Origin of the sequence: Isoptericola haloaureus (assembly GCF_036689775.1) — a bacterium.
Classification (GTDB): Bacteria; Actinomycetota; Actinomycetes; order Actinomycetales; family Cellulomonadaceae; genus Isoptericola; species Isoptericola haloaureus.
Genome location: NZ_JBAGLP010000118.1, coordinates 462565 through 485201, shown reverse-complemented (window position 1 = coordinate 485201; position 22637 = coordinate 462565). Strand labels below are relative to the sequence as shown.

At 69.8% G+C, this 22637-nt stretch carries 36 protein-coding genes; 33 read left to right on the top strand and 3 right to left on the bottom strand.

Annotated elements, in window-relative coordinates; translation table 11 throughout:
- Window positions 1–29: 29 nt before the first annotated feature.
- Window positions 30–1226 (top strand): elongation factor Tu, encoded by a 1197-nt coding sequence (gene tuf, locus V5O49_RS12400; protein ID WP_332902485.1) that lies wholly within the window; start codon window positions 30–32, stop codon window positions 1224–1226.
- A gap of 105 nt (window positions 1227–1331) precedes the next feature.
- Here the strand turns inward: tuf and V5O49_RS12395 are convergent, their stop codons facing one another.
- Window positions 1332–2378: a M12 family metallopeptidase gene (locus tag V5O49_RS12395; protein ID WP_332902484.1), complete on the bottom strand. Its 1047-nt coding sequence runs from the start codon at window positions 2376–2378 to the stop codon at window positions 1332–1334.
- A 493-nt stretch (window positions 2379–2871) separates the two neighbouring features.
- On the opposite strand from V5O49_RS12395, the gene rpsJ reads away from it, so the two are divergent.
- From rpsJ to V5O49_RS12240, 31 genes are all read left to right on the top strand, one after another.
- On the top strand, window positions 2872–3180 hold the full coding sequence (rpsJ, locus tag V5O49_RS12390) for a 30S ribosomal protein S10 (protein ID WP_013837837.1): 309 nt from the start codon (window positions 2872–2874) through the stop codon (window positions 3178–3180).
- A 14-nt stretch (window positions 3181–3194) separates the two neighbouring features.
- A complete protein-coding gene (rplC, locus tag V5O49_RS12385) occupies window positions 3195–3848 on the top strand; it encodes a 50S ribosomal protein L3 (RefSeq protein WP_278236532.1) in 654 nt (217 codons plus the stop codon).
- A gap of 5 nt (window positions 3849–3853) precedes the next feature.
- Complete coding sequence (gene rplD / locus V5O49_RS12380) at window positions 3854–4552, top strand: 50S ribosomal protein L4 (protein ID WP_332902483.1); 699 nt, start codon at window positions 3854–3856, stop codon at window positions 4550–4552.
- Window positions 4549–4851, top strand: coding sequence for a 50S ribosomal protein L23 (gene rplW / locus V5O49_RS12375; protein ID WP_278236534.1), 303 nt, complete (start codon window positions 4549–4551; stop codon window positions 4849–4851). Before rplD ends, rplW begins: the two co-directional genes overlap by 4 nt.
- 31 nt (window positions 4852–4882) lie before the next feature.
- Entirely contained in the window at window positions 4883–5719 is an 837-nt protein-coding gene (gene rplB, locus V5O49_RS12370; protein ID WP_278236535.1) for a 50S ribosomal protein L2, read from the top strand.
- A 15-nt stretch (window positions 5720–5734) separates the two neighbouring features.
- Window positions 5735–6016: a 30S ribosomal protein S19 gene (gene rpsS, locus V5O49_RS12365; RefSeq protein WP_278236536.1), complete on the top strand. Its 282-nt coding sequence runs from the start codon at window positions 5735–5737 to the stop codon at window positions 6014–6016.
- A gap of 55 nt (window positions 6017–6071) precedes the next feature.
- The gene (rplV, locus tag V5O49_RS12360; protein ID WP_278236537.1) at window positions 6072–6440 is read left to right on the top strand and encodes a 50S ribosomal protein L22; all 369 of its coding nucleotides are present in this window, start codon (window positions 6072–6074) and stop codon (window positions 6438–6440) included.
- Window positions 6440–7273, top strand: a complete 834-nt coding sequence (gene rpsC / locus V5O49_RS12355; RefSeq protein WP_278236538.1) for a 30S ribosomal protein S3 — start codon at window positions 6440–6442, stop codon at window positions 7271–7273. Before rplV ends, rpsC begins: the two co-directional genes overlap by 1 nt.
- 3 nt (window positions 7274–7276) lie before the next feature.
- Window positions 7277–7696, top strand: coding sequence for a 50S ribosomal protein L16 (rplP, locus tag V5O49_RS12350; protein ID WP_278236539.1), 420 nt, complete (start codon window positions 7277–7279; stop codon window positions 7694–7696).
- Window positions 7696–7935, top strand: coding sequence for a 50S ribosomal protein L29 (gene rpmC, locus V5O49_RS12345; RefSeq protein WP_246246410.1), 240 nt, complete (start codon window positions 7696–7698; stop codon window positions 7933–7935). The genes rplP and rpmC overlap by 1 nt, the downstream gene beginning before the upstream one ends.
- A 7-nt stretch (window positions 7936–7942) precedes the next feature.
- Window positions 7943–8227 (top strand): 30S ribosomal protein S17, encoded by a 285-nt coding sequence (gene rpsQ, locus V5O49_RS12340; RefSeq protein ID WP_278236540.1) that lies wholly within the window; start codon window positions 7943–7945, stop codon window positions 8225–8227.
- A gap of 135 nt (window positions 8228–8362) precedes the next feature.
- Window positions 8363–8731 carry a 50S ribosomal protein L14 gene (gene rplN, locus V5O49_RS12335; RefSeq protein ID WP_278236541.1) on the top strand — a complete coding sequence of 123 codons (369 nt, stop codon included), beginning with the start codon at window positions 8363–8365 and terminating at the stop codon, window positions 8729–8731.
- A gap of 2 nt (window positions 8732–8733) precedes the next feature.
- A complete protein-coding gene (gene rplX / locus V5O49_RS12330) occupies window positions 8734–9075 on the top strand; it encodes a 50S ribosomal protein L24 (protein ID WP_278236542.1) in 342 nt (113 codons plus the stop codon).
- Complete coding sequence (gene rplE / locus V5O49_RS12325; RefSeq protein WP_278236543.1) at window positions 9075–9647, top strand: 50S ribosomal protein L5; 573 nt, start codon at window positions 9075–9077, stop codon at window positions 9645–9647. The genes rplX and rplE overlap by 1 nt, the downstream gene beginning before the upstream one ends.
- Before the next feature lies 1 nt (window position 9648).
- Window positions 9649–9834, top strand: a complete 186-nt coding sequence (locus V5O49_RS12320) for a type Z 30S ribosomal protein S14 (RefSeq protein WP_013837851.1) — start codon at window positions 9649–9651, stop codon at window positions 9832–9834.
- Window positions 9835–9911: 77 nt separating this feature from the next.
- Window positions 9912–10310 carry a 30S ribosomal protein S8 gene (rpsH, locus tag V5O49_RS12315; RefSeq protein WP_278236544.1) on the top strand — a complete coding sequence of 133 codons (399 nt, stop codon included), beginning with the start codon at window positions 9912–9914 and terminating at the stop codon, window positions 10308–10310.
- A 20-nt stretch (window positions 10311–10330) separates the two neighbouring features.
- On the top strand, window positions 10331–10867 hold the full coding sequence (gene rplF, locus V5O49_RS12310; protein ID WP_332902482.1) for a 50S ribosomal protein L6: 537 nt from the start codon (window positions 10331–10333) through the stop codon (window positions 10865–10867).
- The gene (gene rplR, locus V5O49_RS12305; RefSeq protein WP_278236546.1) at window positions 10867–11238 is read left to right on the top strand and encodes a 50S ribosomal protein L18; all 372 of its coding nucleotides are present in this window, start codon (window positions 10867–10869) and stop codon (window positions 11236–11238) included. Before rplF ends, rplR begins: the two co-directional genes overlap by 1 nt.
- Window positions 11239–11281: 43 nt before the next feature.
- A complete protein-coding gene (gene rpsE, locus V5O49_RS12300) occupies window positions 11282–11947 on the top strand; it encodes a 30S ribosomal protein S5 (protein WP_332902481.1) in 666 nt (221 codons plus the stop codon).
- On the top strand, window positions 11947–12129 hold the full coding sequence (rpmD, locus tag V5O49_RS12295; RefSeq protein ID WP_172152853.1) for a 50S ribosomal protein L30: 183 nt from the start codon (window positions 11947–11949) through the stop codon (window positions 12127–12129). The genes rpsE and rpmD overlap by 1 nt, the downstream gene beginning before the upstream one ends.
- 2 nt (window positions 12130–12131) lie before the next feature.
- Window positions 12132–12608 (top strand): 50S ribosomal protein L15, encoded by a 477-nt coding sequence (gene rplO / locus V5O49_RS12290; protein WP_332902480.1) that lies wholly within the window; start codon window positions 12132–12134, stop codon window positions 12606–12608.
- 337 nt (window positions 12609–12945) lie between these two features.
- Window positions 12946–14244: a preprotein translocase subunit SecY gene (gene secY / locus V5O49_RS12285; protein ID WP_278236549.1), complete on the top strand. Its 1299-nt coding sequence runs from the start codon at window positions 12946–12948 to the stop codon at window positions 14242–14244.
- 80 nt (window positions 14245–14324) lie between these two features.
- On the top strand, window positions 14325–14882 hold the full coding sequence (locus V5O49_RS12280) for an adenylate kinase (protein WP_332902952.1): 558 nt from the start codon (window positions 14325–14327) through the stop codon (window positions 14880–14882).
- Window positions 14883–14905: 23 nt separating this feature from the next.
- On the top strand, window positions 14906–15781 hold the full coding sequence (gene map / locus V5O49_RS12275; RefSeq protein WP_278236550.1) for a type I methionyl aminopeptidase: 876 nt from the start codon (window positions 14906–14908) through the stop codon (window positions 15779–15781).
- A 285-nt stretch (window positions 15782–16066) separates the two neighbouring features.
- Window positions 16067–16288, top strand: a complete 222-nt coding sequence (gene infA, locus V5O49_RS12270) for a translation initiation factor IF-1 (protein WP_020016137.1) — start codon at window positions 16067–16069, stop codon at window positions 16286–16288.
- Between the two features lie 82 nt (window positions 16289–16370).
- Window positions 16371–16484 carry a 50S ribosomal protein L36 gene (gene rpmJ, locus V5O49_RS12265; protein WP_171246392.1) on the top strand — a complete coding sequence of 38 codons (114 nt, stop codon included), beginning with the start codon at window positions 16371–16373 and terminating at the stop codon, window positions 16482–16484.
- 160 nt (window positions 16485–16644) lie between these two features.
- On the top strand, window positions 16645–17019 hold the full coding sequence (rpsM, locus tag V5O49_RS12260) for a 30S ribosomal protein S13 (protein ID WP_278236551.1): 375 nt from the start codon (window positions 16645–16647) through the stop codon (window positions 17017–17019).
- A gap of 80 nt (window positions 17020–17099) precedes the next feature.
- Entirely contained in the window at window positions 17100–17504 is a 405-nt protein-coding gene (gene rpsK, locus V5O49_RS12255) for a 30S ribosomal protein S11 (protein WP_171246390.1), read from the top strand.
- Window positions 17505–17643: 139 nt separating this feature from the next.
- Window positions 17644–18657: a DNA-directed RNA polymerase subunit alpha gene (locus V5O49_RS12250; protein ID WP_278236552.1), complete on the top strand. Its 1014-nt coding sequence runs from the start codon at window positions 17644–17646 to the stop codon at window positions 18655–18657.
- 76 nt (window positions 18658–18733) lie between these two features.
- Window positions 18734–19261: a 50S ribosomal protein L17 gene (gene rplQ, locus V5O49_RS12245; RefSeq protein WP_278236553.1), complete on the top strand. Its 528-nt coding sequence runs from the start codon at window positions 18734–18736 to the stop codon at window positions 19259–19261.
- A 78-nt stretch (window positions 19262–19339) separates the two neighbouring features.
- Window positions 19340–20161, top strand: coding sequence for an alpha/beta fold hydrolase (locus tag V5O49_RS12240; RefSeq protein ID WP_332902479.1), 822 nt, complete (start codon window positions 19340–19342; stop codon window positions 20159–20161).
- On the opposite strand, the gene V5O49_RS12235 is transcribed toward V5O49_RS12240, so the two are convergent.
- A complete protein-coding gene (locus V5O49_RS12235; RefSeq protein WP_405001193.1) occupies window positions 20051–20794 on the bottom strand; it encodes an ROK family protein in 744 nt (247 codons plus the stop codon). The two genes, V5O49_RS12240 and V5O49_RS12235, sit on opposite strands and share 111 nt — an antisense overlap.
- 40 nt (window positions 20795–20834) lie before the next feature.
- Here V5O49_RS12235 and truA point away from each other — a divergent pair, with 40 nt between their 5' ends.
- Window positions 20835–21755, top strand: a complete 921-nt coding sequence (truA, locus tag V5O49_RS12230) for a tRNA pseudouridine(38-40) synthase TruA (RefSeq protein ID WP_332902477.1) — start codon at window positions 20835–20837, stop codon at window positions 21753–21755.
- A 216-nt stretch (window positions 21756–21971) separates the two neighbouring features.
- Here truA and V5O49_RS12225 read toward each other — a convergent pair whose 3' ends face one another.
- A complete protein-coding gene (locus V5O49_RS12225) occupies window positions 21972–22385 on the bottom strand; it encodes a DUF5709 domain-containing protein (protein ID WP_332902476.1) in 414 nt (137 codons plus the stop codon).
- Window positions 22386–22637 lie beyond the last annotated feature (252 nt).

Here is a 22637-nt window from a genome sequence, read left to right as displayed (position 1 = left end):
AACATCTACCCAAGTCCCAGGAGGACCCAGTGGCTAAGGCCAAGTTCGAGCGGACCAAGCCGCACGTCAACATCGGCACGATCGGTCACGTCGACCACGGCAAGACGACGCTGACCGCCGCGATCTCGAAGACGCTCGCTGAGACGTACCCGGACCTGCCGGCGAACCAGCTCAAGGCGTTCGACGAGATCGACGCCGCGCCGGAGGAGAAGCAGCGCGGTATCACGATCAACATCGCGCACATCGAGTACGAGACGCCGAACCGTCACTACGCGCACGTCGACGCGCCGGGTCACGCCGACTACATCAAGAACATGATCACCGGTGCGGCCCAGATGGACGGTGCCATCCTCGTGGTCGCCGCCACCGACGGTCCGATGGCGCAGACCCGCGAGCACGTCCTCCTGGCCCGTCAGGTGGGCGTCCCCTACCTGCTCGTGGCGCTGAACAAGTCCGACATGGTCGAGGACGAGGAGCTCCTCGAGCTCGTCGAGATGGAGGTCCGCGAGCTGCTGTCGTCGCAGGACTTCGACGGCGACGAGGCCCCGGTCATCCGCGTCTCCGGTCTGAAGGCCCTCGAGGGCGACCCCGAGTGGACCAAGAAGATCCTGGAGCTCATGGAGGCCGTGGACGAGAACGTCCCCGAGCCGCAGCGCGACCTCGACAAGCCGTTCCTCATGCCGATCGAGGACGTCTTCACCATCACCGGTCGCGGCACCGTCGTCACCGGCAAGGTGGAGCGTGGCTCGCTCGACATCAACTCCGAGGTCGAGATCGTCGGTATCCGTTCGCCGCAGAAGACGACCGTCACCGGTATCGAGACCTTCCACAAGCAGATGGACCAGGCCCAGGCGGGCGACAACACCGGTCTGCTGCTGCGTGGTCTCAAGCGTGAGGACGTCGAGCGCGGCCAGGTCGTCGTGAAGCCGGGTTCGATCACGCCGCACACCAACTTCGAGGCCCAGGTCTACATCCTGGCCAAGGACGAGGGCGGCCGTCACAACCCGTTCTACTCGAACTACCGTCCGCAGTTCTACTTCCGGACCACCGACGTCACGGGCGTCATCGAGCTGCCCGAGGGCACCGAGATGGTCATGCCGGGCGACAACACCGAGATGACGGTCGAGCTGATCCAGCCGATCGCCATGGAGGAGGGCCTCGGCTTCGCCATCCGTGAGGGTGGCCGCACGGTCGGTTCCGGCCGGGTCACCAAGATCCTCAAGTGATCTGCCGCCGGCCGGCGTCCCGGCGCTGACCGACGCCGGCCGGTCATGACGAAGGGCCCGGGCATCATCACGATGCCCGGGCCCTTCGTCGTGCCTGCGAGGTGGTCACCAGAGCATGACGGCCGTCGTCCCCGCCGCCCAGGCCCAGTACAGGCGGACCCGGACGACGTAGCTGCGGCCGGCGCGGAGCCGTACGGTGACCAGGGCGTTGCGGTCGGTCCCGCTGTCGTCGTCGCCCGCGAGGAAGACCGGTTCGCCGTCGACCTCCTCGAAGAGGACCAGCAGCGTGTCGGCGTCGCCGAACGTGCCCACGCGGTACTCCCGGGTGGCCGTGGGGCGGACCACGAGGTCGGCCTGACCGGCGGGCGCGAGCTCCAGCGGCACGGAGCGGCCCGGTTCGAGCGTGGGCAGGTCGGGCTCGAGCCCCGGGTACCAGCGCAGGACCCACTCGCGGTCGTCGCCCGACAGCCCGTCCGGCGCGGGGATCCCGTCGCGGCCGTACTGCTCCGGGGAGACGATGAGGCCCGGGTCGAAGGGGTAGTGCATGACGGACTCGGGGTCCCACGCCGACCCCTCGACCTGCTCGGGGGAGAGCTTGCGCAGGATGTTGTGCCGCACCTGGTCCTCGGTCCAGCTGTTCGGCGGGCCGGTGAACTCCTGGAGCACGCGCTGCTCGTCCCACACGATGCCCGCGTTCGGGTTCTGGTGCTCGTGGGGGAAGCCGAGCGTGTGCCCGATCTCGTGCAGCGCGGTGACGGCACCCCACGGCGTCGTCAGGTCCCAGCCGAAGTTCATCGTGGCCTCGTGCTGCGGGATCCCCAGCACGTCCTTGCCGACGTAGGACCAGCTGCCGGCGCCCTGGTCGAACGCGATGCGCACCTCGGCGCGGTCGGCGTCGTCGACCTCGACGAAGCGCAGGCCGATGCCGAGGTCCTCCCAGGTACCGAAGGCGTCGCGCACCGCCTGGTGCTGCGCCGACGGTGCCGACGGCTCGAGCCAGTAGTGCAGGACGGTGCCGTTCACCCACTTCGCCCGCGTGACGTGGATGAGGGAGGCACGGCGCGGGTTGAGGTCCGGGGGCAGCGCGGGTCGCGACTGCGGCCGGACGTCGCAGTAGGTCCAGCCGTCCGCGGGTCGGTCGGGGCGTGTCATGGCGGTCACTTCCTCCGGGTCCGGGAGCGTCGGTGTCCCGCGGGAGCGTGGGTCGCCGTCGCGGGCGGTCGAGCGCCGCCTAGAATGAGGGACGGGCACACCGGGCGCCGTGATACGACGCAGGTCACATCGGCCAGGACTTGGCCACGCGTCGGGTGTGTGCCACACTAGTCAGGTTGCCTGTCACGGGCGCGTTCTTTCTCGTGTCGAACAGTGTGTAGCACCACGGTGCCAGCCGAGACCTCCGGGTCCGCGGTGGCGCCGGGCGCGGTCTCCCCTCGGGGGAGTCGTGGGGATGCCGGCTGTCGACGCGCGTGAGCGCCCCACGGACACATGTCTTCGACAGGCTTGGCATACGTCGTGGCCCGCACCGCGGGCCACATCCACGGCCCCCATGCCGGACAGGTATGCGCACGGTTCTGTCGCTCAAAGCGACACGCCCGAGCGCGGGGGTCGGACAGTAGCGGTTCGAGAGAGAGAGTCAGACGACGCCATGGCGGGACAGAAGATCCGCATCCGGCTCAAGTCCTACGACCACGAGGTGATCGACAGCTCGGCGCGCAAGATCGTCGACACGGTCACTCGCGCTGGTGCGACGGTCGTGGGCCCGGTGCCGCTGCCGACGGAGAAGAACGTCTTCACCGTCATCCGGTCGCCTCACAAGTACAAGGACAGCCGTGAGCACTTCGAGATGCGTACTCACAAGCGGCTGATCGACATCATCGACCCCACGCCGAAGGCTGTCGACTCGCTGATGCGCATCGACCTGCCGGCCGACGTGAACATCGAGATCAAGCTCTGAGGCTGGAAGAGATCATGACCAACCAGCAGAAGAACGTGACCGCGGTGCTCGGCACCAAGCTCGGCATGACCCAGACGTGGAACGAGGACGGCAAGCTCGTCCCGGTCACCGTCGTCGCCGTCCCCACCAACGTGGTGACGCAGGTCCGCAACGCGGAGTCCGACGGCTACGCGGCCGTCCAGCTCGCCGCCGGCCAGATCGACCCGCGCAAGGTCACCAAGCCGCTCAAGGGCCACTTCGAGAAGGCCGGCGTCACGCCGCGCCGCCACGTGGCCGAGATCCGTACCGACGACTCCGCCGAGTACACGCTCGGCCAGGAGATCACCGCCGAGGCCTTCGAGGCCGGCGTGGTGGTCGACGTCGTCGGCACCACCAAGGGCAAGGGCACCGCCGGTGTCATGAAGCGCCACGGCTTCTCCGGCGTCGGCGCCTCGCACGGTGCGCACCGCAACCACCGCAAGCCGGGTTCGATCGGTGGCGCGGCCACGCCGTCGCGCGTGTTCCGCGGCATGCGGATGGCCGGTCGCATGGGCCACGCCCGCAAGACCGTCCAGAACCTGACCGTCCACGCGGTCGACGCGGAGAAGGGCCTGCTGCTCGTCAAGGGCGCGGTCCCGGGTCCGAAGGGCGGCATCGTCCTCGTCCGTACCGCCGCGAAGGGAGCCTGAGACCGATGGCTAACCTGACCGTCGACGTGCTCGACGCCTCGGGCAAGAAGGCCGGCACCGCCGAGCTCCCCGCCGAGGTGTTCGACGTCGCCACGAACGTCCCGCTGATCCACCAGGTGGTCGTCGCGCAGCGCGCGGCCTCCCGCCAGGGGACGGCCGCCACCAAGACCCGCGCCGACGTGCGCGGCGGTGGCAAGAAGCCCTACAAGCAGAAGGGCACCGGCCGCGCCCGCCAGGGTTCGACCCGCGCCCCGCAGTTCGCCGGCGGTGGCACCGTCCACGGCCCGCAGCCGCGCAAGTACGACCAGCGCACGCCGAAGAAGATGAAGGCCGCCGCCCTGCGCGGTGCCCTCTCCGACCGCGCCCGCGCCGGCCGTGTCCACGTGGTCGCCGGGTTCGGCGTCGACGACAAGCCGTCCACCAAGGCGGCCCTCGGCACGATCGCCGCGCTCACCGACCGCACGCACGTGCTGGTCGTCACCGAGCGCTCGGACGAGCTGACCGTCAAGTCGCTGCGGAACCTGGAGCAGGTCCACCTGCTCACCGCGGACCAGCTGAACACCTACGACGTCCTCGTCTCCGACGACGTCGTCTTCACCTCCGGCGCGCTCGAGGCGTTCCTGGCCGGCCCGGCGACGGGCAAGTCGGCGAAGGCCGTCGCGACCGAGACCGAGGCCGCGTCCGAGAAGGAGGCCACCAAGTGACCGCCGTGACGAAGGACCCGCGCGACATCCTGATCGCGCCGGTCGTCTCCGAGAAGTCCTACAACCTCCTCGACGAGGGCAAGTACACCTTCGTCGTGGACCCGGGCGCCAACAAGACCGAGATCAAGATCGCGGTCGAGAAGGTCTTCGGTGTCAAGGTCGCCTCGGTGAACACGATCAACCGCAAGGGCAAGGCGCGTCGTACGCGCTACGGCCTGGGCAAGCGCAAGGACACGAAGCGTGCGATCGTCACCCTCCGCGAGGGGTCGATCGACATCTTCGGCGGTCCGGTCGGCTGAGCCGCACGAGAGCAGATCGAGGACTACTTCCATGGGAATCCGTAAGCACAAGCCGACGACGCCCGGCCGCCGTGGCTCGAGCGTTGCCGACTTCGTCGAGGTCACCCGCTCGGAGCCGGAGAAGTCGCTGGTTCGTCCGCTGTCCAAGACCGGCGGCCGCAACAGCTCCGGCCGGATCACCACCCGGCACAAGGGCGGTGGCCACAAGCGCGCCTACCGCGTGATCGACTTCCGTCGTCACGACAAGGACGGCGTGCCGGCGAAGGTCGCGCACATCGAGTACGACCCGAACCGCACCGCGCGCATCGCGCTGCTGCACTACGCCGACGGCACGAAGCGCTACATCATCGCGCCGAACAAGCTGGCGCAGGGCGACACGGTCGAGGCCGGCGCGGGTGCAGACATCAAGCCCGGCAACAACCTGCCGCTGCGCAACATCCCGACGGGTACCGTCATCCACGCCGTCGAGCTCCGCCCCGGTGGCGGCGCGAAGATCGCCCGCAGCGCGGGCGCTTCGGTCCAGCTCGTCGCCAAGGACGGCCCCTACGGCCAGCTGCGCATGCCGTCCGGCGAGATCCGGAACGTCGACCTGCGCTGCCGCGCGACCATCGGCTGGGTCGGCAACGCCGAGCAGTCGAACATCAACTGGGGCAAGGCCGGCCGCATGCGCTGGAAGGGCGTCCGCCCGACCGTCCGCGGTGTCGTGATGAACCCCGTCGACCACCCGCACGGTGGTGGCGAGGGCCGCACGTCCGGTGGCCGTCACCCGGTGAGCCCCTGGGGCCAGCCCGAGGGCCGGACCCGCCGTCCGAACAAGCCCAGCGACAAGCTGATCGTCCGCCGTCGTCGCACCGGCAAGAAGCGCTGAAAAGGAGCCTGACAGATGCCTCGTAGCCTGAAGAAGGGCCCCTTCGTCGACGACCACCTGCAGAAGAAGGTGGACGGTCAGAACGAGAAGGGGACCAAGAACGTCATCAAGACCTGGTCCCGTCGGTCGGTCATCACGCCCGACTTCCTCGGCCACACCTTCGCCGTCCACGACGGTCGCAAGCACGTCCCGGTCTTCGTGACCGAGGCCATGGTGGGTCACAAGCTGGGCGAGTTCGCCCCCACGCGGAACTTCCGCGGCCACGTGAAGGACGACAGGAAGGGTCGCCGCCGCTGACCCCCGGTCAGTCGGTAGCGACTCGGACTGTCTGAGAAAAGGAAGCAGGACAGCAATGGAAGCCAAGGCGCAGGCGCGGTTCGTCCGTGTCACGCCCATGAAGGCCCGGCGCGTCGTCGACCTCATCCGTGGCAAGCAGGCCGCTGAGGCCGTCGCGGTGCTGAAGTTCGCGCCGCAGGCGGCGAGCGAGCCCATCCGCAAGGTGGTCGAGTCCGCTGTGGCCAACGCCCGGGTGAAGGCCGACCGCGCGAACGAGCGCTTCGACGAGGCCGACTACGTGGTCTCCGTGGCGTACGTGGACGAGGGCCCGACCCTCAAGCGGTTCCGCCCCCGTGCGCAGGGGCGTGCCAGCCGCATCCTCAAGCGCACCAGCCACATCACCGTGGTCGTCGCACCGCGCGAGCAGAAGGAAGGGGCCCGATAGTGGGGCAGAAGATTCACCCGCACGGGTACCGCCTCGGCATCACCACCGACCACCGGTCGCGCTGGTTCGCCGACAGCACCAAGCCTGGTCAGCGGTACCGCGACTACGTCCGCGAGGACGTCGAGATCCGCAAGCTCATGAGCACCGGTCTCGAGCGCGCCGGCATCGCCAAGGTCGAGATCGAGCGCACCCGTGACCGCGTCCGCGTGGACATCCACACGGCGCGTCCCGGCATCGTCATCGGCCGCCGCGGCGCCGAGGCGGACCGCATCCGCGGCGAGCTCGAGAAGCTGACGGGCAAGCAGGTCCAGCTCAACATCCTCGAGGTCAAGAACGCCGAGATCGACGCGCAGCTCGTCGCGCAGGGCATCGCCGAGCAGCTGGCGAGCCGCGTCTCCTTCCGTCGCGCCATGCGCAAGGGCATCCAGTCCGCGCAGCGTGCCGGCGCGAAGGGCATCCGGGTCCAGGTCTCGGGCCGTCTCGGCGGCGCCGAGATGAGCCGGTCGGAGTTCTACCGCGAGGGTCGCGTGCCGCTGCACACCCTGCGCGCGAACATCGACTACGGCTTCTTCGAGGCCCGTACCACCTTCGGTCGCATCGGCGTGAAGGTCTGGATCTACAAGGGCGACCTCACCGAGAAGGAGTTCGCTGCTCAGCAGGCGGCCTCCGCGCCCCGACAGGGCCGTGGTGGCGGCCGTGGCGGCGAGCGTCGTGGTCGTCGCAACGACCGCAACGAGCGTCCGTCGCAGCCGAAGCAGAGCTCCGGCGAGGCGTCCGACGCGCCGGCCCCGGCCGAGCAGGCCGCGGCCCCCGAGTCCGGAACGGAGGCCTGAGTCATGCTGATCCCGCGCAGGCTCAAGCACCGCAAGCAGCACCACCCCAAGCGCTCCGGCGTGGCCAAGGGTGGCACCACGATCTCGTTCGGCGACTACGGCATCCAGGCCCTCGAGCCCGCCTACGTCACGAACCGCCAGATCGAGGCTGCTCGTATCGCGATGACCCGTCACATCAAGCGTGGCGGCAAGGTCTGGATCAACATCTACCCGGACCGCCCGCTGACCAAGAAGCCGGCTGAGACCCGCATGGGTTCCGGCAAGGGCTCGCCCGAGTGGTGGGTCGCCAACGTCAAGCCCGGCCGCATCGTCTTCGAGCTGGCCGGCGTCCCCGAGGACTTGGCACGCGAGGCCCTGCGCCGCGCGATGCACAAGCTTCCGATGAAGTGCCGTTTCGTGGTGCGCGAAGGTGGTGCGAACTGATGGCTATCGGTACCCAGGGCCTGGCCCCCGCCGACCTCGACGGCTTCGACGACGAGACCCTCGTCGCGAAGCTCAAGGAGCAGAAGGAAGAGCTCTTCAACCTTCGCTTCCAGGCCGCCACCGGCCAGCTCGAGTCGCACGGCCGCCTCAAGGCGGTCAAGCGCGACATCTCGCGGATCTACACGGTCCTGCGGGAGCGCGAGCTCGGCATCCGTACGGCCCCGAGCGTGAGTGAGTGAGGCTTTGATGAGCGAGAACACCGAGACGGTGACCACCGAGGAGCGGGCCAGCCGCAAGGTGCGCCGCGGATACGTCGTCAGCGACAAGATGGAGAAGACCATCGTCGTCGAGGTCGAGGACCGCAAGAAGCACCCGCTCTACGGCAAGGTCATGCGCCGTACGAACAAGGTGAAGGTGCACGACGAGGAGAACACGGCCGGTATCGGCGACCTCGTCGTCATCATGGAGACCCGCCCGCTGTCCGCGACCAAGCGGTGGCGCCTGGTGGAGATCCTCGAGAAGGCCAAGTAAGCACAGACCTTTCTCGGTGGGGGCGCGGTGTGACACACGTATGCGCCGGGTCCCCACCACAGCAACTATCCGTTCGGCCAGGCTCGCCCGGGACCTCCCGGGCAGAGAACCAGCTCGACGACAGGAGATCAATCGATGATCCAGCAGGAGTCGCGACTGCGTGTCGCCGACAACACGGGTGCTAAGGAGATCCTCACCATCCGTGTTCTCGGTGGCTCCGGCCGTCGCTACGCCGGTATCGGCGACACCATCGTCGCCACCGTCAAGGACGCGATCCCGGGCGGCAACGTGAAGAAGGGCGACGTCGTCAAGGCCGTCATCGTCCGGACCGCCAAGGAGCGCCGTCGTCCCGACGGTTCCTACATCAAGTTCGACGAGAACGCCGCCGTCATCCTCAAGGGCGACAGCGAGCCCCGTGGGACCCGCATCTTCGGCCCGGTCGGCCGTGAGCTGCGCGACAAGCGGTTCATGAAGATCATCTCGCTGGCTCCGGAGGTGCTCTGACCATGGCGAAGATCAAGAAGGGCGACCAGGTGATCGTCACCGCAGGTCGCGACAAGGGCAAGACGGGTCGCGTGCTCGAGGTGCTCACGGACTCGGACCGCATCGTGGTCGAGGGCATCCAGCGCGTGACCAAGCACGTGAAGGCCGGCCAGTCGGCTCGCGGCACCCGCACGGGTGGCCTCGAGACCGTCGAGGCCCCGATCCACGTGTCCAACGTGATGCTGGTCGACCCCGAGACGAAGAAGCCGACCCGCGTCGGCTTCCGCCTCGAGGAGGTGGAGCAGGACGGTCGTACCCGCACGGTGCGCGTCCGCTACGCCAAGCGCTCCGGGAAGGACATCTGATGACCGAGACGACTCTCGAGGCCCCGGCCCTGCCGCGCCTCAAGCAGAAGTACCGCGAGGAGATCCTCTCCGCCCTCAAGGACGAGTTCGACCACCAGAACGTCCAGCAGGTCGCCGGTCTGACCAAGATCGTCGTCAACATGGGTGTCGGGGACGCTGCGCGCGACTCCAAGCTCATCGAGGGCGCGATCCGCGACCTGACCGCGATCACCGGCCAGAAGCCGGCGATCAACCGTGCCAAGAAGTCCATCGCGCAGTTCAAGCTGCGCGAGGGCATGCCGATCGGCGCGCACGTCACCCTGCGTGGTGACCGCATGTGGGAGTTCCTCGACCGCCTGCTCTCGATCGCGCTGCCGCGCATCCGCGACTTCCGCGGACTGAGCCCGAAGCAGTTCGACGGCCACGGCAACTACACGTTCGGTCTCACGGAGCAGTCGATGTTCCACGAGATCAACCAGGACAAGATCGACCGTGTCCGGGGCATGGACATCACGATCGTGACGACGGCGACGACCGACGACGAGGGCCGCTCCCTGCTGCGCCGTCTCGGTTTCCCCTTCAAGGAGAACTGATATGGCGAAGAAGGCCCTGATCAACAAGGCGAACGCCAAGCCGAAGTTCGCCGTGCGTGCCTACACCCGGTGCCAGCGCTGCGGCCGGCCGCACTCGGTCTACCGCAAGTTCGGCCTGTGCCGGATCTGCCTGCGGGAGATGGCCCACCGTGGCGAGCTCCCCGGCGTCACCAAGAGCAGCTGGTAAAACCACTACGCCGTAGGTCCGTGCGGCGCCCTGGCGGGCGCCGCACGGATACCCCGGCGAGGAAGGGCTAGAGCCCAATGACTATGACCGACCCGATCGCAGACATGCTGACGCGTCTGCGCAACGCGAACTCGGCGCACCACGACACGGTCACCATGCCGTTCTCGAAGCTGAAGTCGCGCATCGCGGAGATCCTGCAGGCCGAGGGTTACATCACCGGCTGGACCGTCGAGGACGCTCAGGTGGGCAAGAACCTCACCCTGACCCTCAAGTACGGCCCGAGCCGTGAGCGCGCGCTGACCGGCGTGCGCCGTGTGTCCAAGCCCGGTCTGCGCGTCTACGCGAAGTCCACCAACCTCCCGAAGGTCCTCGGTGGCCTCGGCGTGGCCATCCTGTCCACCTCGTCCGGCCTCCTGACCGACCGTCAGGCGCAGGACAAGGGCGTGGGCGGCGAAGTCCTCGCCTACGTCTGGTAATCCGGAAAGGAGAGACGCCAATGTCTCGAATCGGCAAGCTCCCCGTTCCGGTCCCGTCCGGCGTGGAGATCACCATCAGCGGCGCGCTGGTGACCGTCAAGGGGCCCAAGGGCACCCTGGAGCACACGGTTCCCGCGCCGATCACCGTCGAGCAGACCGAGGACGGCCTCAAGGTCTCGCGTCCCGACGAGGAGCGCGTGTCCCGGTCGCTGCACGGCCTGACCCGCACCCTGCTGTCCAACATGGTCACCGGTGTGACCAACGGTTACGAGCGCAAGCTCGAGATCGTCGGCACCGGTTACCGCGTGGTGGCCAAGGGCCAGGACCTCGAGTTCGCGCTCGGGTTCTCGCACCCCGTCACGGTCTCGGCGCCGGAGGGCATCACCTTCGCGGTCGAGAGCCCGACGAAGTTCTCGGTCGCCGGCATCGACAAGCAGCAGGTCGGCGAGGTCGCTGCGAACATCCGCAAGATCCGCCGCCCCGAGCCCTACAAGGGCAAGGGTGTGCGGTACGCCGACGAGGTCGTCCGTCGCAAGGTCGGAAAGGCTGGTAAGTGATGGCTCTCAAGGTTCTCGGCAAGGGCAAGAGCGTCGCTCGTCAGCGTCGTCACCTTCGCCTGCGCAAGAAGATCAAGGGCACCGCGGAGCGTCCCCGCCTCGTCGTGACCCGTTCGTCGCGTCACATGGTGGCGCAGGTCGTGGACGACACGGTCGGCAAGACCGTGGCCTCCGCCTCGACGCTCGAGGCCGACCTGCGTGCGCTGGACGCCGACAAGACCGCCAAGGCCCGCAAGGTCGGCGAGCTCGTCGCCGAGCGTGCGAAGTCCGCCGGTGTCGACGCCGTGGTCTTCGACCGTGGCGGCAACAAGTACCACGGTCGGGTGGCTGCGGTCGCCGACGGCGCACGGGAAGCGGGGTTGGCTCTGTGATGGCTGACGCTCGCAAGTTCGCACGGAAGATGAGGATCCTCTGATGGCTGCAGGGCAGCGCAACACCGGCGCCCCCCAGGGCGCCAACGAGTCCAAGAACGACGGTCGCCGCTCCAACCGGCGCGACGACCGCCGCAACAACCGCGGCGACGACCGCAACGCCTTCGTCGAGCGCGTGGTGACCATCAACCGCGTCGCCAAGGTCGTCAAGGGCGGCCGCCGCTTCAGCTTCACCGCGCTGGTCGTGGTGGGCGACGGCGACGGCACCGTCGGTGTCGGCTATGGCAAGGCGAAGGAGGTGCCCTCGGCGATCGCCAAGGGTGTCGAGGAGGCGAAGAAGAACTTCTTCCGCGTCCCGCGCATCCAGGGCACCATCCCGCACCAGGTCCAGGGCGAGGAGGCGGCCGGTGTCGTCTTCCTGCGTCCGGCCTCCCCGGGTACCGGTGTGATCGCCGGTGGTCCGGTGCGCGCCGTGCTGGAGTGCGCCGGGATCCACGACGTGCTGAGCAAGTCGCTCGGTTCGTCGAACGCGATCAACATCGTGCGCGCCACCGTCGCGGCCCTCCAGGGCCTCGAGGAGCCGGCCGCCGTGGCCGCTCGTCGTGGTCTGCCGCTCGAGGACGTCGCCCCGGCTCCGCTGCTGCGTGCGCAGGCCGCCGGCCTGGCCGCCCAGTCGGAGAAGAAGACCGACGAGAAGGTGGGTGCGTGATGGCCCGTCTCAAGGTCACCCAGGTCAAGTCCGCCATCGGCGGCAAGCAGAACCAGCGTGACACGCTGCGGACCCTCGGCCTCAAGCGGATCGGCGACATCGCCGTGAAGGAGGACCGTCCGGAGATCCGTGGCATGGTCACCACGGTGGCGCATCTCGTCACCGTCGAGGAGGTCGACTGATCATGGCCGACAGCACCCAGGACAAGGGCGCGCCGTCGCAGCCGCTGAAGGTCCACCACCTGCGTCCGGCTCCCGGCGCCAAGAAGGCCAAGACCCGTGTGGGTCGTGGTGAGGCGTCGAAGGGCAAGACGGCGGGTCGCGGCACCAAGGGCACCAAGGCTCGTTACCAGGTGCCCGCGGGCTTCGAAGGTGGGCAGATGCCGCTGCACATGCGTCTGCCGAAGCTGCGTGGTTTCAAGAACCCGTTCCGCGTCGAGTACCAGGTGGTCAACCTGGACAAGCTCGCCGCGCTGTACCCGGAGGGGGGCTCCGTCACGGTCGACGATCTCGTCGCCAAGGGCGCGGTCCGCTCCGGCCAGCCGGTGAAGGTTCTCGGCACGGGGGAGATCACCGTCAAGCTGGACGTCGCGGTCGACGCGATCTCCGGCTCCGCCAAGGACAAGGTCCTGGCGGCCGGCGGCTCGGTCTCCGAGGACTGAGGTCCCTCGCAGGGCCGGTGGCGCAGACGCGCCACCGGCCCTTGCGCGTATCCGCCGGGTGGGGTGACGGACACCCGGCGGGACGACATCCGGTGAGCTGGATTGTCCCGGTCTGCTACCTTCGACCGGAATCCGTGGTCCACATCACTCGCCGGGACACGTAGAATCCGTCACGGTCCGTCCCGCACGCCGTGAGTGCGGGGAGGTCGGCGAACCCGGCCGGACCACGACCGAGTCGGCGCGTCGACGTCGCGGGGCCGCCCCGCGGGCATCGTGCGCCACACCTCGCCGGTCGACCGGCGACACGACACCCCGCTCCGGCGGGTCAGGAGGATAGGTGCTCAGCGCATTCGGCCGGGCTTTCCGGACACCGGACCTGCGGCGCAAGCTGCTGTTCACGATCGCGATCATGGCGCTGTTCCGCGTGGGGTCGTTCGTCCCGACGCCGGGCGTCGACTACGGCAACGTCCAGCAGTGCGTGGCCTCCCTGGAGGACAGCACCTCGCTGCTCGGCCTCGTCAACACCTTCAGCGGCGGAGCCCTCCTGCAGCTGTCGGTGTTCGCGCTGGGGATCATGCCCTACATCACCGCCAGCATCATCACGCAGCTCCTGCGTGTCGTCATCCCGCGGTTCGAGGCCCTCCACAAGGAGGGGCAGTCCGGCCAGTCGAAGCTGACGCAGTACACGCGGTACCTGACGATCGCCCTGGCGATCCTGCAGTCGACGACGATCGTGACCACGGCTCGTACCGGCCTGCTCTTCCCCGGCTGCAACCTCGACGTCGTCGTCGACGACAGCTTCTGGACCGCCGCCCTGATGGTGATCACCATGACCGCGGGCACCGGTCTGGTGATGTGGCTCGGCGAGCTCATCACCGAGCGCGGCATCGGCAACGGCATGTCGCTGCTGATCTTCACCTCGATCGTCGCCAGCTTCCCGACGGCCCTCTGGTCGATCGCCGGCGGTGCGAACGGCCCCCTGAACTTCATCATCATGATCGGCGTGATCGTGCTGGTCATCGGCATGGTCGTCTTCGTCGAGCAGTCCCAGCGCCGGATCCCGGTCCAGTACGCCAAGCGGATGGTCGGTCGCCGGATGTACGGGGGGACCAGCACCTACATCCCGATCAAGATCAACATGTCGGGCGTCATCCCGGTCATCTTCGCGGCGTCGATCCTCGCGATCCCCGCGCTGATCGCCCAGTTCGGCGACCAGACCGCGGACTGGGTCGTCTGGATCTCGAACAACCTGGCCCAGCAGGACCAGGCGCTGTACATCGTGCTCTACGTCGCGATGATCATCTTCTTCGCCTTCTTCTACACCTCGATCACGTTCAACCCGGACGAGGTCGCGGACAACATGAAGAAGTACGGTGGCTTCATCCCGGGCATCCGTGCCGGGCGCCCCACGGCCGAGTACCTGGACTACGTGATCACCCGCATCACGTCGGCCGGTTCGCTCTATCTCGCCATCGTCGCGCTGATCCCGACGTTGGTGCTGGTGTTCCTCGGCGTCACGACGAACATCCCGTTCGGCGGGACGTCGATCCTCATCATCGTCGGTGTTGGGCTGGAGTTCGTGAAGCAGGTGAACTCCCAGCTCCAGCAGCGCCACTACGAAGGGTTCCTCCGTTGACCGAGACGACCACCCCGACCACCCGTCGCGAGCTCCACGGCTCCCAGCGTCCCGAGGCACGGGTGACCCGCCTGGTGATCATGGGACCGCAGGGCGCGGGCAAGGGCACCCAGGCCGCTCGGCTCGCCGAGGTCTTCGGGATCCCCGCCATCTCGACCGGTGACATCTTCCGGGCGAACATCAAGGGCGGCACCGAGCTCGGCCGGCTGGCCCAGGAGTACTCGGCGAAGGGCGAGCTCGTCCCCGACGAGGTCACGGACTCCATGGTCCGCGACCGCCTCGCGGAGGACGACGTCAAGGGCGGTTTCCTGCTCGACGGGTACCCGCGCAACGCCCACCAGGTCGAGGCGCTGGACGGCATCCTCGGCGCGCTCGACTGGGAGCTGGACGGCGTGATCGAGCTGACGGCGGACCGCGAGGAGCTGCTGCAGCGCATCGCCAAGCGTGCCGAGGTCGAGGGCCGCGAGGACGACACCCCGGACGCGATCGCCCGCCGGCTCGACATCTACGAGGCCGAGACGGCGCCGCTGACCGCCGCCTACGCCGAGCGGGGCCTGCTGGTCCAGGTCGACGGGATCGGCGAGATCTCCGAGGTGACCGACCGGATCGTCGCCGCCCTCGAGCAGCAGTTCGGCTGACGGCCGGCGAGAAGCTGAACGAGGTGTTCCGTTCCCGTCCCCGGATCGAGCTGAAGTCGCGCGCCGAGATCCGGCTGATGCGCCGTGCCGGCCTGGTCGTCGCCGACGCGTTGTCCGCGGTCCGGGCCGCAGCGCGCCCCGGGGTGACGACGGGTGACCTCGACCGGGTGGCGGCCGACGTGATCGCCGCCGCCGGGGCGACGCCCTCGTTCCTCGGCTACCACGGCTTCCCCGCGACGATCTGCACGTCGGTGAACGACGAGATCGTCCACGGGATCCCGGGGACCCGCTCCCTGGCCGTGGGTGACGTGGTGTCCGTCGACTGCGGTGCGATCGTGGACGGCTGGCACGGCGACTCGGCCGTCTCGTTCCAGATCGGCCCGGACGGCGCCCTGGGGCCCGACGACCCGCGGGCACGGGAGCTGGACGCCGACGACGCCGCGCTCGTGCTGGCGACCCGCAGCGCGATGTGGGCGGGCGTCGCGGCCCTGGCGTCCGCACGGCGCGTGGGCGAGGTCGGCGACGCCGTCGAGATGGCCGCCGAGACCGCGGGCGGGCTGGTCGGTACCTCCTACGGCATCGTCGAGGAGTACACGGGCCACGGCATCGGGACGGCGATGCACCAGCCGCCGGACGTGCTCAACTTCCGGGCGACCGACCGCGGGCCCCGGGTCCGAGCGGGCATGTGCCTGGCCGTGGAGCCCATGCTGACGCGGGGGACCGAGGTGACCCGGGTGCTGGGGGACGACTGGACCGTGGTGGCCGCCGACGGTGCCCGCGCCGCGCACTGGGAGCACACGGTCGCGGTGCTGGACGACGGCATCGCGGTGCTCACCGCCGCCGACCTCGGTCGCGAGGGCCTGGCGGCCTTCGACGTCGTCCCCGTCGACCTCGACTGACCGCGCTGCCCCCCGCACGGCGCACCCGGCCGGCGCGCACCGGCGCACCCGCGTGGGGTGTGACGTACACCTGCTTGCCAACGCGAATCCGTGGGGTACGATATTTAGTCGGGTGTACTCCGTTCTTGTGCCCGTCCCCGGCTCTCGCGAGCACCGGGGTCGTGGCCCTCGCCAACGGAAGCACGCGATCCACGTCCTCGACGAGAACTCCTCGTGACCCGACCGCGGTCGGGCCGGGCGTGGCTGCAGTCCGTCGAAAGACACAGACGAGAGTTAGCGGAGGACATGGCAAAGAAGGACGGTGTCATCGAGATCGAGGGCAGCGTGATCGAGGCGCTGCCGAACGCGATGTTCCGCGTGGAGCTGAGCAACGGTCACAAGGTCCTCGCCCACATCTCGGGCAAGATGCGGCAGCACTACATCCGGATCCTCCCCGAGGACCGCGTCGTGGTGGAGCTCAGCCCGTACGACCTGTCCCGTGGCCGGATCGTCTACCGCTACAAGTAGTCGTCATCCCCCCACCCGATCGACATCGCCGCGCGAGCGTCCGGCCCTGACGGCCCGGTCGCCCGGCGGCAGAGGAACACTGATGAAGGTCAAGCCGAGCGTCAAGAAGATCTGCGACCAGTGCAAGGTGATCCGCCGGCACGGTCGCGTCATGGTGATCTGCTCGAACCAGCGCCACAAGCAGCGCCAGGGCTGATCACGCCCCCTGCCGCGTCGTCCTCGGACGGCGTGGCTCAGCGCACCAACACGACGCCGCTCGCTGAGCGGCAGAACCCTCGGTCCAGGGGCCGGGGCCCGCGGTCCTCGCGGGAGGCTGGTGCGGTAGACCTCTGGACGAAGGACAGGAGTCGCCAGGAATGGCACGTCTGATCGGCGTCGACCTCCCGCGCGAGAAGCGGGTCGTCGTCGCACTCACCTACATCTACGGCGTCGGTCGCACCCGCGCCGAGCAGACCGTCGCGGCCACCGGGATCTCCCCGGACACGCGCGTGAAGGACCTCGGCGACGCCGAGCTCGTCGCGCTGCGCGACCACCTCGAGGGCAACTTCCAGCTCGAGGGTGACCTCCGCCGCGAGGTCGCGGCCGACATCCGCCGCAAGGTGGAGATCGGCACCTACCAGGGTCTGCGTCACCGTCGCGGACTGCCGGTGCGTGGCCAGCGCACCAAGACCAACGCGCGTACCCGCAAGGGCAAGAAGCGCACCGTCGCGGGCAAGAAGAAGGCCCGCTGACGTCAGCAGTCCGTGGAGCGGGTCAGCGCCGCTGACCTTCGCCCCGGTCCGACGACCTCAGACCAGGAGTATCAACGCATATGCCTCCCAAGTCCCGCTCGACCGCCGCGCGCAAGCCGCGTCGCAAGGACAAGAAGAACGTCCCGCACGGCCAGGCGCACATCAAGAGCACCTTCAACAACACGATCGTGTCGATCACCGACCCGTCGGGCGCCGTGATCTCGTGGGCCTCCGCCGGCCACGTCGGCTTCAAGGGCTCGCGCAAGTCCACGCCCTACGCCGCCCAGCTCGCCGCCGAGTCCGCCGCGCGCCGCGCCCAGGACCACGGCGTCAAGAAGGTCGACGTCTTCGTCAAGGGCCCGGGTTCGGGTCGTGAGACCGCGATCCGTTCGCTGCAGGCGACCGGCATCGAGGTCGGCTCGATCCAGGACGTCACGCCCCAGGCGCACAACGGCTGCCGTCCCCCGAAGCGTCGCCGCGTCTGACCCCTCGAACCGACCGGGCCCCCGTGCCCGGTCGGTTCAAGCCCTGCCCGGGCGGGTGGACCGAGTCCCGTCCGGGGCCGCGTAGACCGCGGATCCGTGATGCGTCATATGGCGGACGCACACTGAAAGGACCATCACAGTGCTCATCGCACAGCGCCCCTCGCTGACCGAAGAGGTCATCTCGGAGTACCGTTCGCGCTTCTCCATCGAGCCGCTCGAGCCCGGCTTCGGCTACACGCTCGGCAACTCGCTGCGTCGCACGCTGCTGTCGTCCATCCCGGGCGCGGCGGTCACCTCCATCCGCATCGACGGTGTGCTCCACGAGTTCACCACCGTGCCGGGTGTCAAGGAGGACGTCACCGAGATCATCCTCAACATCAAGAACCTCGTCGTCTCCTCGGAGAACGACGAGCCGGTCGTGATGTACCTGCGCAAGCAGGGCGCCGGTGCGGCGACCGCGGCGGACATCGTCCCGCCCGCGGGCGTCGAGGTGCACAACCCCGACCTGCACATCGCCACGCTCAACGACGAGGGCCGGCTCGAGATCGAGCTGACCGTCGAGCGGGGTCGTGGCTACGTGTCCGCCGCGCAGAACAAGACCCTGGACGCCGAGATCGGCCGCATCCCCGTGGACTCGATCTACTCGCCCGTCCTCAAGGTCACGTACAAGGTCGAGGCGACCCGTGTCGAGCAGCGCACCGACTTCGACAAGCTGATCGTCGACGTCGAGACGAAGAACGCGATCGCCCCGCGCGACGCGCTCGCCTCGGCCGGCAAGACGCTCGTCGAGCTCTTCGGCCTCGCCCGCGAGCTGAACGTCGAGGCCGAGGGCATCGAGATCGGCCCGTCGCCGACGGACTCCGCGCTGGCCGCGGACCTGGCGCTGCCGATCGAGGAGCTCAACCTCACGATCCGTTCGTACAACTGCCTCAAGCGTGAGGGCATCCACCAGGTGGGTGAGCTCGTGGCGCGCAGCGAGGCGGACCTGCTCGACATCCGCAACTTCGGTGCCAAGTCGATCAACGAGGTCAAGGAGAAGCTCGCGGAGCTGGGCCTTGCTCTCAAGGACTCGCCGCTCGACTTCGACCCCTCGGCGCAGTACTTCGCCGGCGGGGACGACGAGGCGTCGTACACCGACGAGCAGCCGTACTGACGCACCACACCTGCAGCGGCACCGCTCGACATGACGGGGCCGCGCGGTGTGGAACGACATCCAAGGAGAACCAGAAATGCCTACCCCCACCAAGGGTCCGCGGCTCGGCGGGAGCCCGGCTCACGAGCGGCTGATGCTCGCGAACCTGGCGACCGCTCTCTTCGAGCACGGCCGCATCACGACCACCGAGACGAAGGCGAAGCGCCTGCGCCCGGTCGCCGAGCGTCTGATCACCTTCGCCAAGCGCGGTGACCTGCACGCCCGCCGTCGGGTCCAGACCGTCGTGCGCGACAAGTCCGTCGTGCACACCCTGTTCACCGAGATCGCCCCGGCCATGGCCGAGCGCAACGGTGGCTACACGCGCATCACGAAGGTCGGCAACCGCAAGGGCGACAACGCCCCGATGGCGGTCATCGAGCTCGTGACCGAGCCCGTGAGCCCGAAGCAGGCGGTCGTCAAGGAGGCCACCAAGGCCGCCGAGAAGTCCGCGAAGTCGTCGAAGGCCGAGAAGCCCGCCGACACCGCCGAGGAGACCCCGGCCGCCGAGGCGCCCGAGGCCACCGAGGACAAGGCCGCCGAGTCCGAGGAGTCCAAGGAGGCCTGACCTCCCGACCCCCCGGCCGGACACGACGAGGGCCCCGCACCGTTGGTGCGGGGCCCTCGTCGTCCCTACGGTGAGGACATGCTTCCGGTGGTGCTCCTGCACGGCTCGCGCACCTCGCACACGATGTGGCGACGGCAGTTGGCGAGCCTCCGGGCGGCGGGCGTCCCCGCCGTCGCTCCCGACCTGCCCGGGCACGGCGCCCGTCGCGCGGCGCGCTTCGAGCTGGACGAGGCCGTCGAGACGGTGCGCGAGGCCGTCGACGCGGTGGGCGGCCGCGCGCTGGTCGCGGGGCTGTCCCTCGGCGGGTACGTCGCGATCGAGCACCGCGCCCGGTACCCGGGGCAGAGCGCGGGGCTGCTCGCCGCCTCCTGCAGCACGAGCCCGGACACCCCGCTGCGGGCCGGCTGGCTCGTCCTCGCCCGGTGGATCGAGCGGTGGCCGGACCGCGGAGCGCGCCTCAACGACCTCGTCGTCCGCGGCCTGCTGGACCCGGAGTCCGCGCGCGACGTCGGGGACGGCGGCTTCGCGCTGGAGGTGATGGTGGACGTGCTCGAGCAGGTCGGCCGGCTCGACACACGGGCCGCCCTGCGGCGCGCCGACAGCCCGGTGCGCCTGGTGAACGGCCAGTGGGACCACTTCCGCGGCCAGGAACGCTCGATGCTGGCCGCGGCGCGGTCCAGCGGGGCGGACGCACGGCTCGTCGTCGTGCCGCGGGCCCGGCACCTGGTGAGCCTGGACGCCCCCGTGGCCTTCTCGCGCGCGCTGCTCGAGGCGCACGCGGCGGCGTCGTCAGCCGACCAGGTCCCAGGCGCGGACCCCGCCGACCAGCGCGGCGGTGTTCGGCACGACGACGACGTCGTCGCCGAGCCGGTCCAGCGCGGCCGGCGTCAGGCACCGTGAGTTCCCGCCCCCGAGGTACAGCCGGTCCCACCAGAACACCGGTCGCAGCCCGTCGACGACGGTGACCACGCGGCGCGACCACAGACCGTTGCCGAGCCGCCGGCGCTCCGGCTCGCCGACGTACGCGTCGTAGGTGGTGCCGCGGCGTACGGGTGCCCGGGACCACTCCAGGTGCGGCGCCAGCCGGCCGCCGTCGAACAGGGCGGAGCCGAGGCCGGTCCCCAGGGTCAGCACCAGCTCGATCCCGCTGCCCGCGACGACCCCGGCGGCGTGCATCTCGGCGTCGTTGAGCACCAGCGCGGGCACGTCGAGCCGCGCGTGCAGCGCCGCGCGCAGGTCGACGTTGCGCCACCGCTCGACCAGGTCCGGGTCGACGCGGGTGCGCGGGCCGGCGCGCGTGACGTAGTGCGGGGTGTGCACGACCACCCCGTGCCGGATCATCCCGGGCAGCCCGACCGTGACGCGGTCGGGGCGGGGGAGTCCCGCCGCGATCTCGGCCACCGTGTCCACGAGCAGGTCGGGCGGCAGCGGGTACGGGGTCGGTACACGGACCGGGTCGGCGTGCGCCGTCCCCGCGTCGTCCAGGACGGTGGCCTTGATGCCACCGCCGCCGCAGTCCACGGCGAGGGTCATGAGGTCGGGCACGGGACCATCATCCGGGCACAATGGCCGGGTGAGCATCACGAACGCGCCGGTGACGCCCGACGACGCGACCGTGCGGGTCCGTCTGGACCTCGCCTACGCCGGGACCGGCTTCGCCGGCTGGGCCGCGCAGCCCGGGCTGCGCACCGTCCAGGGCGTCCTGGAGGAGGCGCTGGCCACCATCCTGCGCACGGAGCCGCTGGGCCTGCCGCGGCCGCGGCTCACGGTCGCCGGACGCACGGACGCCGGGGTGCACGCCCGGGGCCAGGTGGCCCACGTGGACGTGCCCCGCGACCGCTGGGACGCGATGCCGGGGCGCTCGGACCGCACGCCGGCCCGCGCCCTCGTCGACCGGCTCGCGGGGGTCCTGCCGAGCGACGTCGTCGTGCACGAGGCCGAGGTCGCGCCCCCGGGCTTCGACGCCCGTTTCTCGGCGCTGTCGCGGACCTACCGCTACCGCATCGCCGACGAGCACCTGCTGCGCGACCCGCTGCAGCGCGAGTGGGTGCTGTGGCACCGGCGGTCGCTGGACGTCGCCGCGATGGACGCGGCGGCGGCACCCCTGACGGGGCTGCACGACTTCGCGGCCTTCTGCAAGCCGCGCGCGGGAGCGACCACCATCCGCGAGCTCACCCGGTTCTCCTGGTCGCGGCCCGACGACGGCCCCGACGCCGGCCTGGTGGTCGCCGAGGTCGTGGCGGACGCGTTCTGCCACTCGATGGTGCGCGCCCTGGTCGGGATGTCGCTCGCCGTGGGGGAGGGGCGGCGTCCGGCCACGGACGCCGCGACGGTCCTCGCCGGTGGTGACCGGGGCGCGGCCGCCGCGGTCGCGCCGGCGTGCGGGCTGACGCTCGAGCACGTGGCCTACCCGGTGGCGGAGGCCGAGCTGGGTCGCAGGGCGCTGCGGATCCGGGCCCGCCGTCGTGCCGACGAGGTCGAGGGGCGGCGATGAGCGCCGTTTTCACCCCTGCTTCACCCGCCGGGCCCGCTCGTGCGTGCGGGTCCGCTCCCTAGACTGAACATCGGACTCGACACCGAGGACATGGGGAGGACCTCCCCTGACGAGCCCCGTGGACGGGCGACTGGGGGACCCGATCTGCGGCGGCGACGCGACCCCGGCTGCCCGCACACGGCGCGCCGGGGTCGCGTTGTCGTCCCCCGGGAGGTGCTACGGCTCCTCGACCCAGTGGACCGCTGCTTCCTCGGCGCTCGCGCCCGCCCCGTCGACGCCCGCGTCGGTGCCGTAGAGGTCGTTGGACCGGCCACCGTCCTGGTTGGGGTCGGCCTCGTCGTCGGCGACCAGGCGTCCGGCCCGCGTGGTGTCGGGGTGGGTGAGGGGGTCCATCTCCCAGTAGTCGGGCTGCTCCTCGGCCAGCCGACGGTCGAGCGGCTCCCCGGTCAGCTCCTCCCAGGCCGTCTCGCCCCAGTGGTTCGCGCGGGGGCGCTCGGGCGGCGAGTAGCCCTCGTCGAGGACGTCCTGCGTGCCGCGGTCGACCAGGGTGTCCTCCGCCGACAGCTGGTCGTTGTCGCCCTCGGCTCCGTTCTCCGGGTCGGGTCTCGTGCCCGAGGTGTCCTCGCTCATGCTCCTACCGTGCACCTCCGAGCGGCGGTCTGCAGCCCGGGGCCCGACGTGACCGAGGTCGCTTTGCCCTTCCTCCCCGCCACCGCTAAACTGATCAGTCGTTGTGCTATGCCCCAACGTCCGTGTCGTCGGCGATCCCACCGTGCGACGGCACCAGGCCAGGACGTTCCCCGGGGCACCCGCGCACAACAGCTGTCTTCATCGGGCGCCGCTTCTCGCCCGACGACACCGAACACGAAAAGGTGACGCAAC

What these genes read in the sequence shown, in the direction of transcription:
- rplR (WP_278236546.1), top strand. Translation starts at nt 10,867, where the DNA reads ATGGCTCTCAAGGTTCTCGGCAAGGGCAAGAGCGTCGCTCGTCAGCGT.
- rplF (WP_332902482.1), top strand. Translation starts at nt 10,331, where the DNA reads ATGTCTCGAATCGGCAAGCTCCCCGTTCCGGTCCCGTCCGGCGTGGAG.
- rplX (WP_278236542.1), top strand. Translation starts at nt 8,734, where the DNA reads ATGGCGAAGATCAAGAAGGGCGACCAGGTGATCGTCACCGCAGGTCGC.
- rplV (WP_278236537.1), top strand. Translation starts at nt 6,072, where the DNA reads ATGGAAGCCAAGGCGCAGGCGCGGTTCGTCCGTGTCACGCCCATGAAG.
- V5O49_RS12395 (WP_332902484.1), bottom strand. Translation starts at nt 2,378, where the DNA reads ATGACACGCCCCGACCGACCCGCGGACGGCTGGACCTACTGCGACGTC.
- rplN (WP_278236541.1), top strand. Translation starts at nt 8,363, where the DNA reads ATGATCCAGCAGGAGTCGCGACTGCGTGTCGCCGACAACACGGGTGCT.
- rpsE (WP_332902481.1), top strand. Translation starts at nt 11,282, where the DNA reads ATGGCTGCAGGGCAGCGCAACACCGGCGCCCCCCAGGGCGCCAACGAG.
- rpsH (WP_278236544.1), top strand. Translation starts at nt 9,912, where the DNA reads ATGACTATGACCGACCCGATCGCAGACATGCTGACGCGTCTGCGCAAC.
- rplB (WP_278236535.1), top strand. Translation starts at nt 4,883, where the DNA reads ATGGGAATCCGTAAGCACAAGCCGACGACGCCCGGCCGCCGTGGCTCG.
- V5O49_RS12280 (WP_332902952.1), top strand. Translation starts at nt 14,325, where the DNA reads ATGGGACCGCAGGGCGCGGGCAAGGGCACCCAGGCCGCTCGGCTCGCC.
- rplQ (WP_278236553.1), top strand. Translation starts at nt 18,734, where the DNA reads ATGCCTACCCCCACCAAGGGTCCGCGGCTCGGCGGGAGCCCGGCTCAC.
- rpsJ (WP_013837837.1), top strand. Translation starts at nt 2,872, where the DNA reads ATGGCGGGACAGAAGATCCGCATCCGGCTCAAGTCCTACGACCACGAG.
- rplD (WP_332902483.1), top strand. Translation starts at nt 3,854, where the DNA reads ATGGCTAACCTGACCGTCGACGTGCTCGACGCCTCGGGCAAGAAGGCC.
- rpmC (WP_246246410.1), top strand. Translation starts at nt 7,696, where the DNA reads ATGGCTATCGGTACCCAGGGCCTGGCCCCCGCCGACCTCGACGGCTTC.
- rplC (WP_278236532.1), top strand. Translation starts at nt 3,195, where the DNA reads ATGACCAACCAGCAGAAGAACGTGACCGCGGTGCTCGGCACCAAGCTC.
- infA (WP_020016137.1), top strand. Translation starts at nt 16,067, where the DNA reads ATGGCAAAGAAGGACGGTGTCATCGAGATCGAGGGCAGCGTGATCGAG.
- rpmD (WP_172152853.1), top strand. Translation starts at nt 11,947, where the DNA reads ATGGCCCGTCTCAAGGTCACCCAGGTCAAGTCCGCCATCGGCGGCAAG.
- rpsK (WP_171246390.1), top strand. Translation starts at nt 17,100, where the DNA reads ATGCCTCCCAAGTCCCGCTCGACCGCCGCGCGCAAGCCGCGTCGCAAG.
- rplE (WP_278236543.1), top strand. Translation starts at nt 9,075, where the DNA reads ATGACCGAGACGACTCTCGAGGCCCCGGCCCTGCCGCGCCTCAAGCAG.
- rpsS (WP_278236536.1), top strand. Translation starts at nt 5,735, where the DNA reads ATGCCTCGTAGCCTGAAGAAGGGCCCCTTCGTCGACGACCACCTGCAG.
- V5O49_RS12225 (WP_332902476.1), bottom strand. Translation starts at nt 22,385, where the DNA reads ATGAGCGAGGACACCTCGGGCACGAGACCCGACCCGGAGAACGGAGCC.
- rpsM (WP_278236551.1), top strand. Translation starts at nt 16,645, where the DNA reads ATGGCACGTCTGATCGGCGTCGACCTCCCGCGCGAGAAGCGGGTCGTC.
- V5O49_RS12240 (WP_332902479.1), top strand. Translation starts at nt 19,340, where the DNA reads ATGCTTCCGGTGGTGCTCCTGCACGGCTCGCGCACCTCGCACACGATG.
- V5O49_RS12235 (WP_405001193.1), bottom strand. Translation starts at nt 20,794, where the DNA reads ATGACCCTCGCCGTGGACTGCGGCGGCGGTGGCATCAAGGCCACCGTC.
- rplP (WP_278236539.1), top strand. Translation starts at nt 7,277, where the DNA reads ATGCTGATCCCGCGCAGGCTCAAGCACCGCAAGCAGCACCACCCCAAG.
- rpsQ (WP_278236540.1), top strand. Translation starts at nt 7,943, where the DNA reads ATGAGCGAGAACACCGAGACGGTGACCACCGAGGAGCGGGCCAGCCGC.
- V5O49_RS12320 (WP_013837851.1), top strand. Translation starts at nt 9,649, where the DNA reads ATGGCGAAGAAGGCCCTGATCAACAAGGCGAACGCCAAGCCGAAGTTC.
- rpmJ (WP_171246392.1), top strand. Translation starts at nt 16,371, where the DNA reads ATGAAGGTCAAGCCGAGCGTCAAGAAGATCTGCGACCAGTGCAAGGTG.
- rplO (WP_332902480.1), top strand. Translation starts at nt 12,132, where the DNA reads ATGGCCGACAGCACCCAGGACAAGGGCGCGCCGTCGCAGCCGCTGAAG.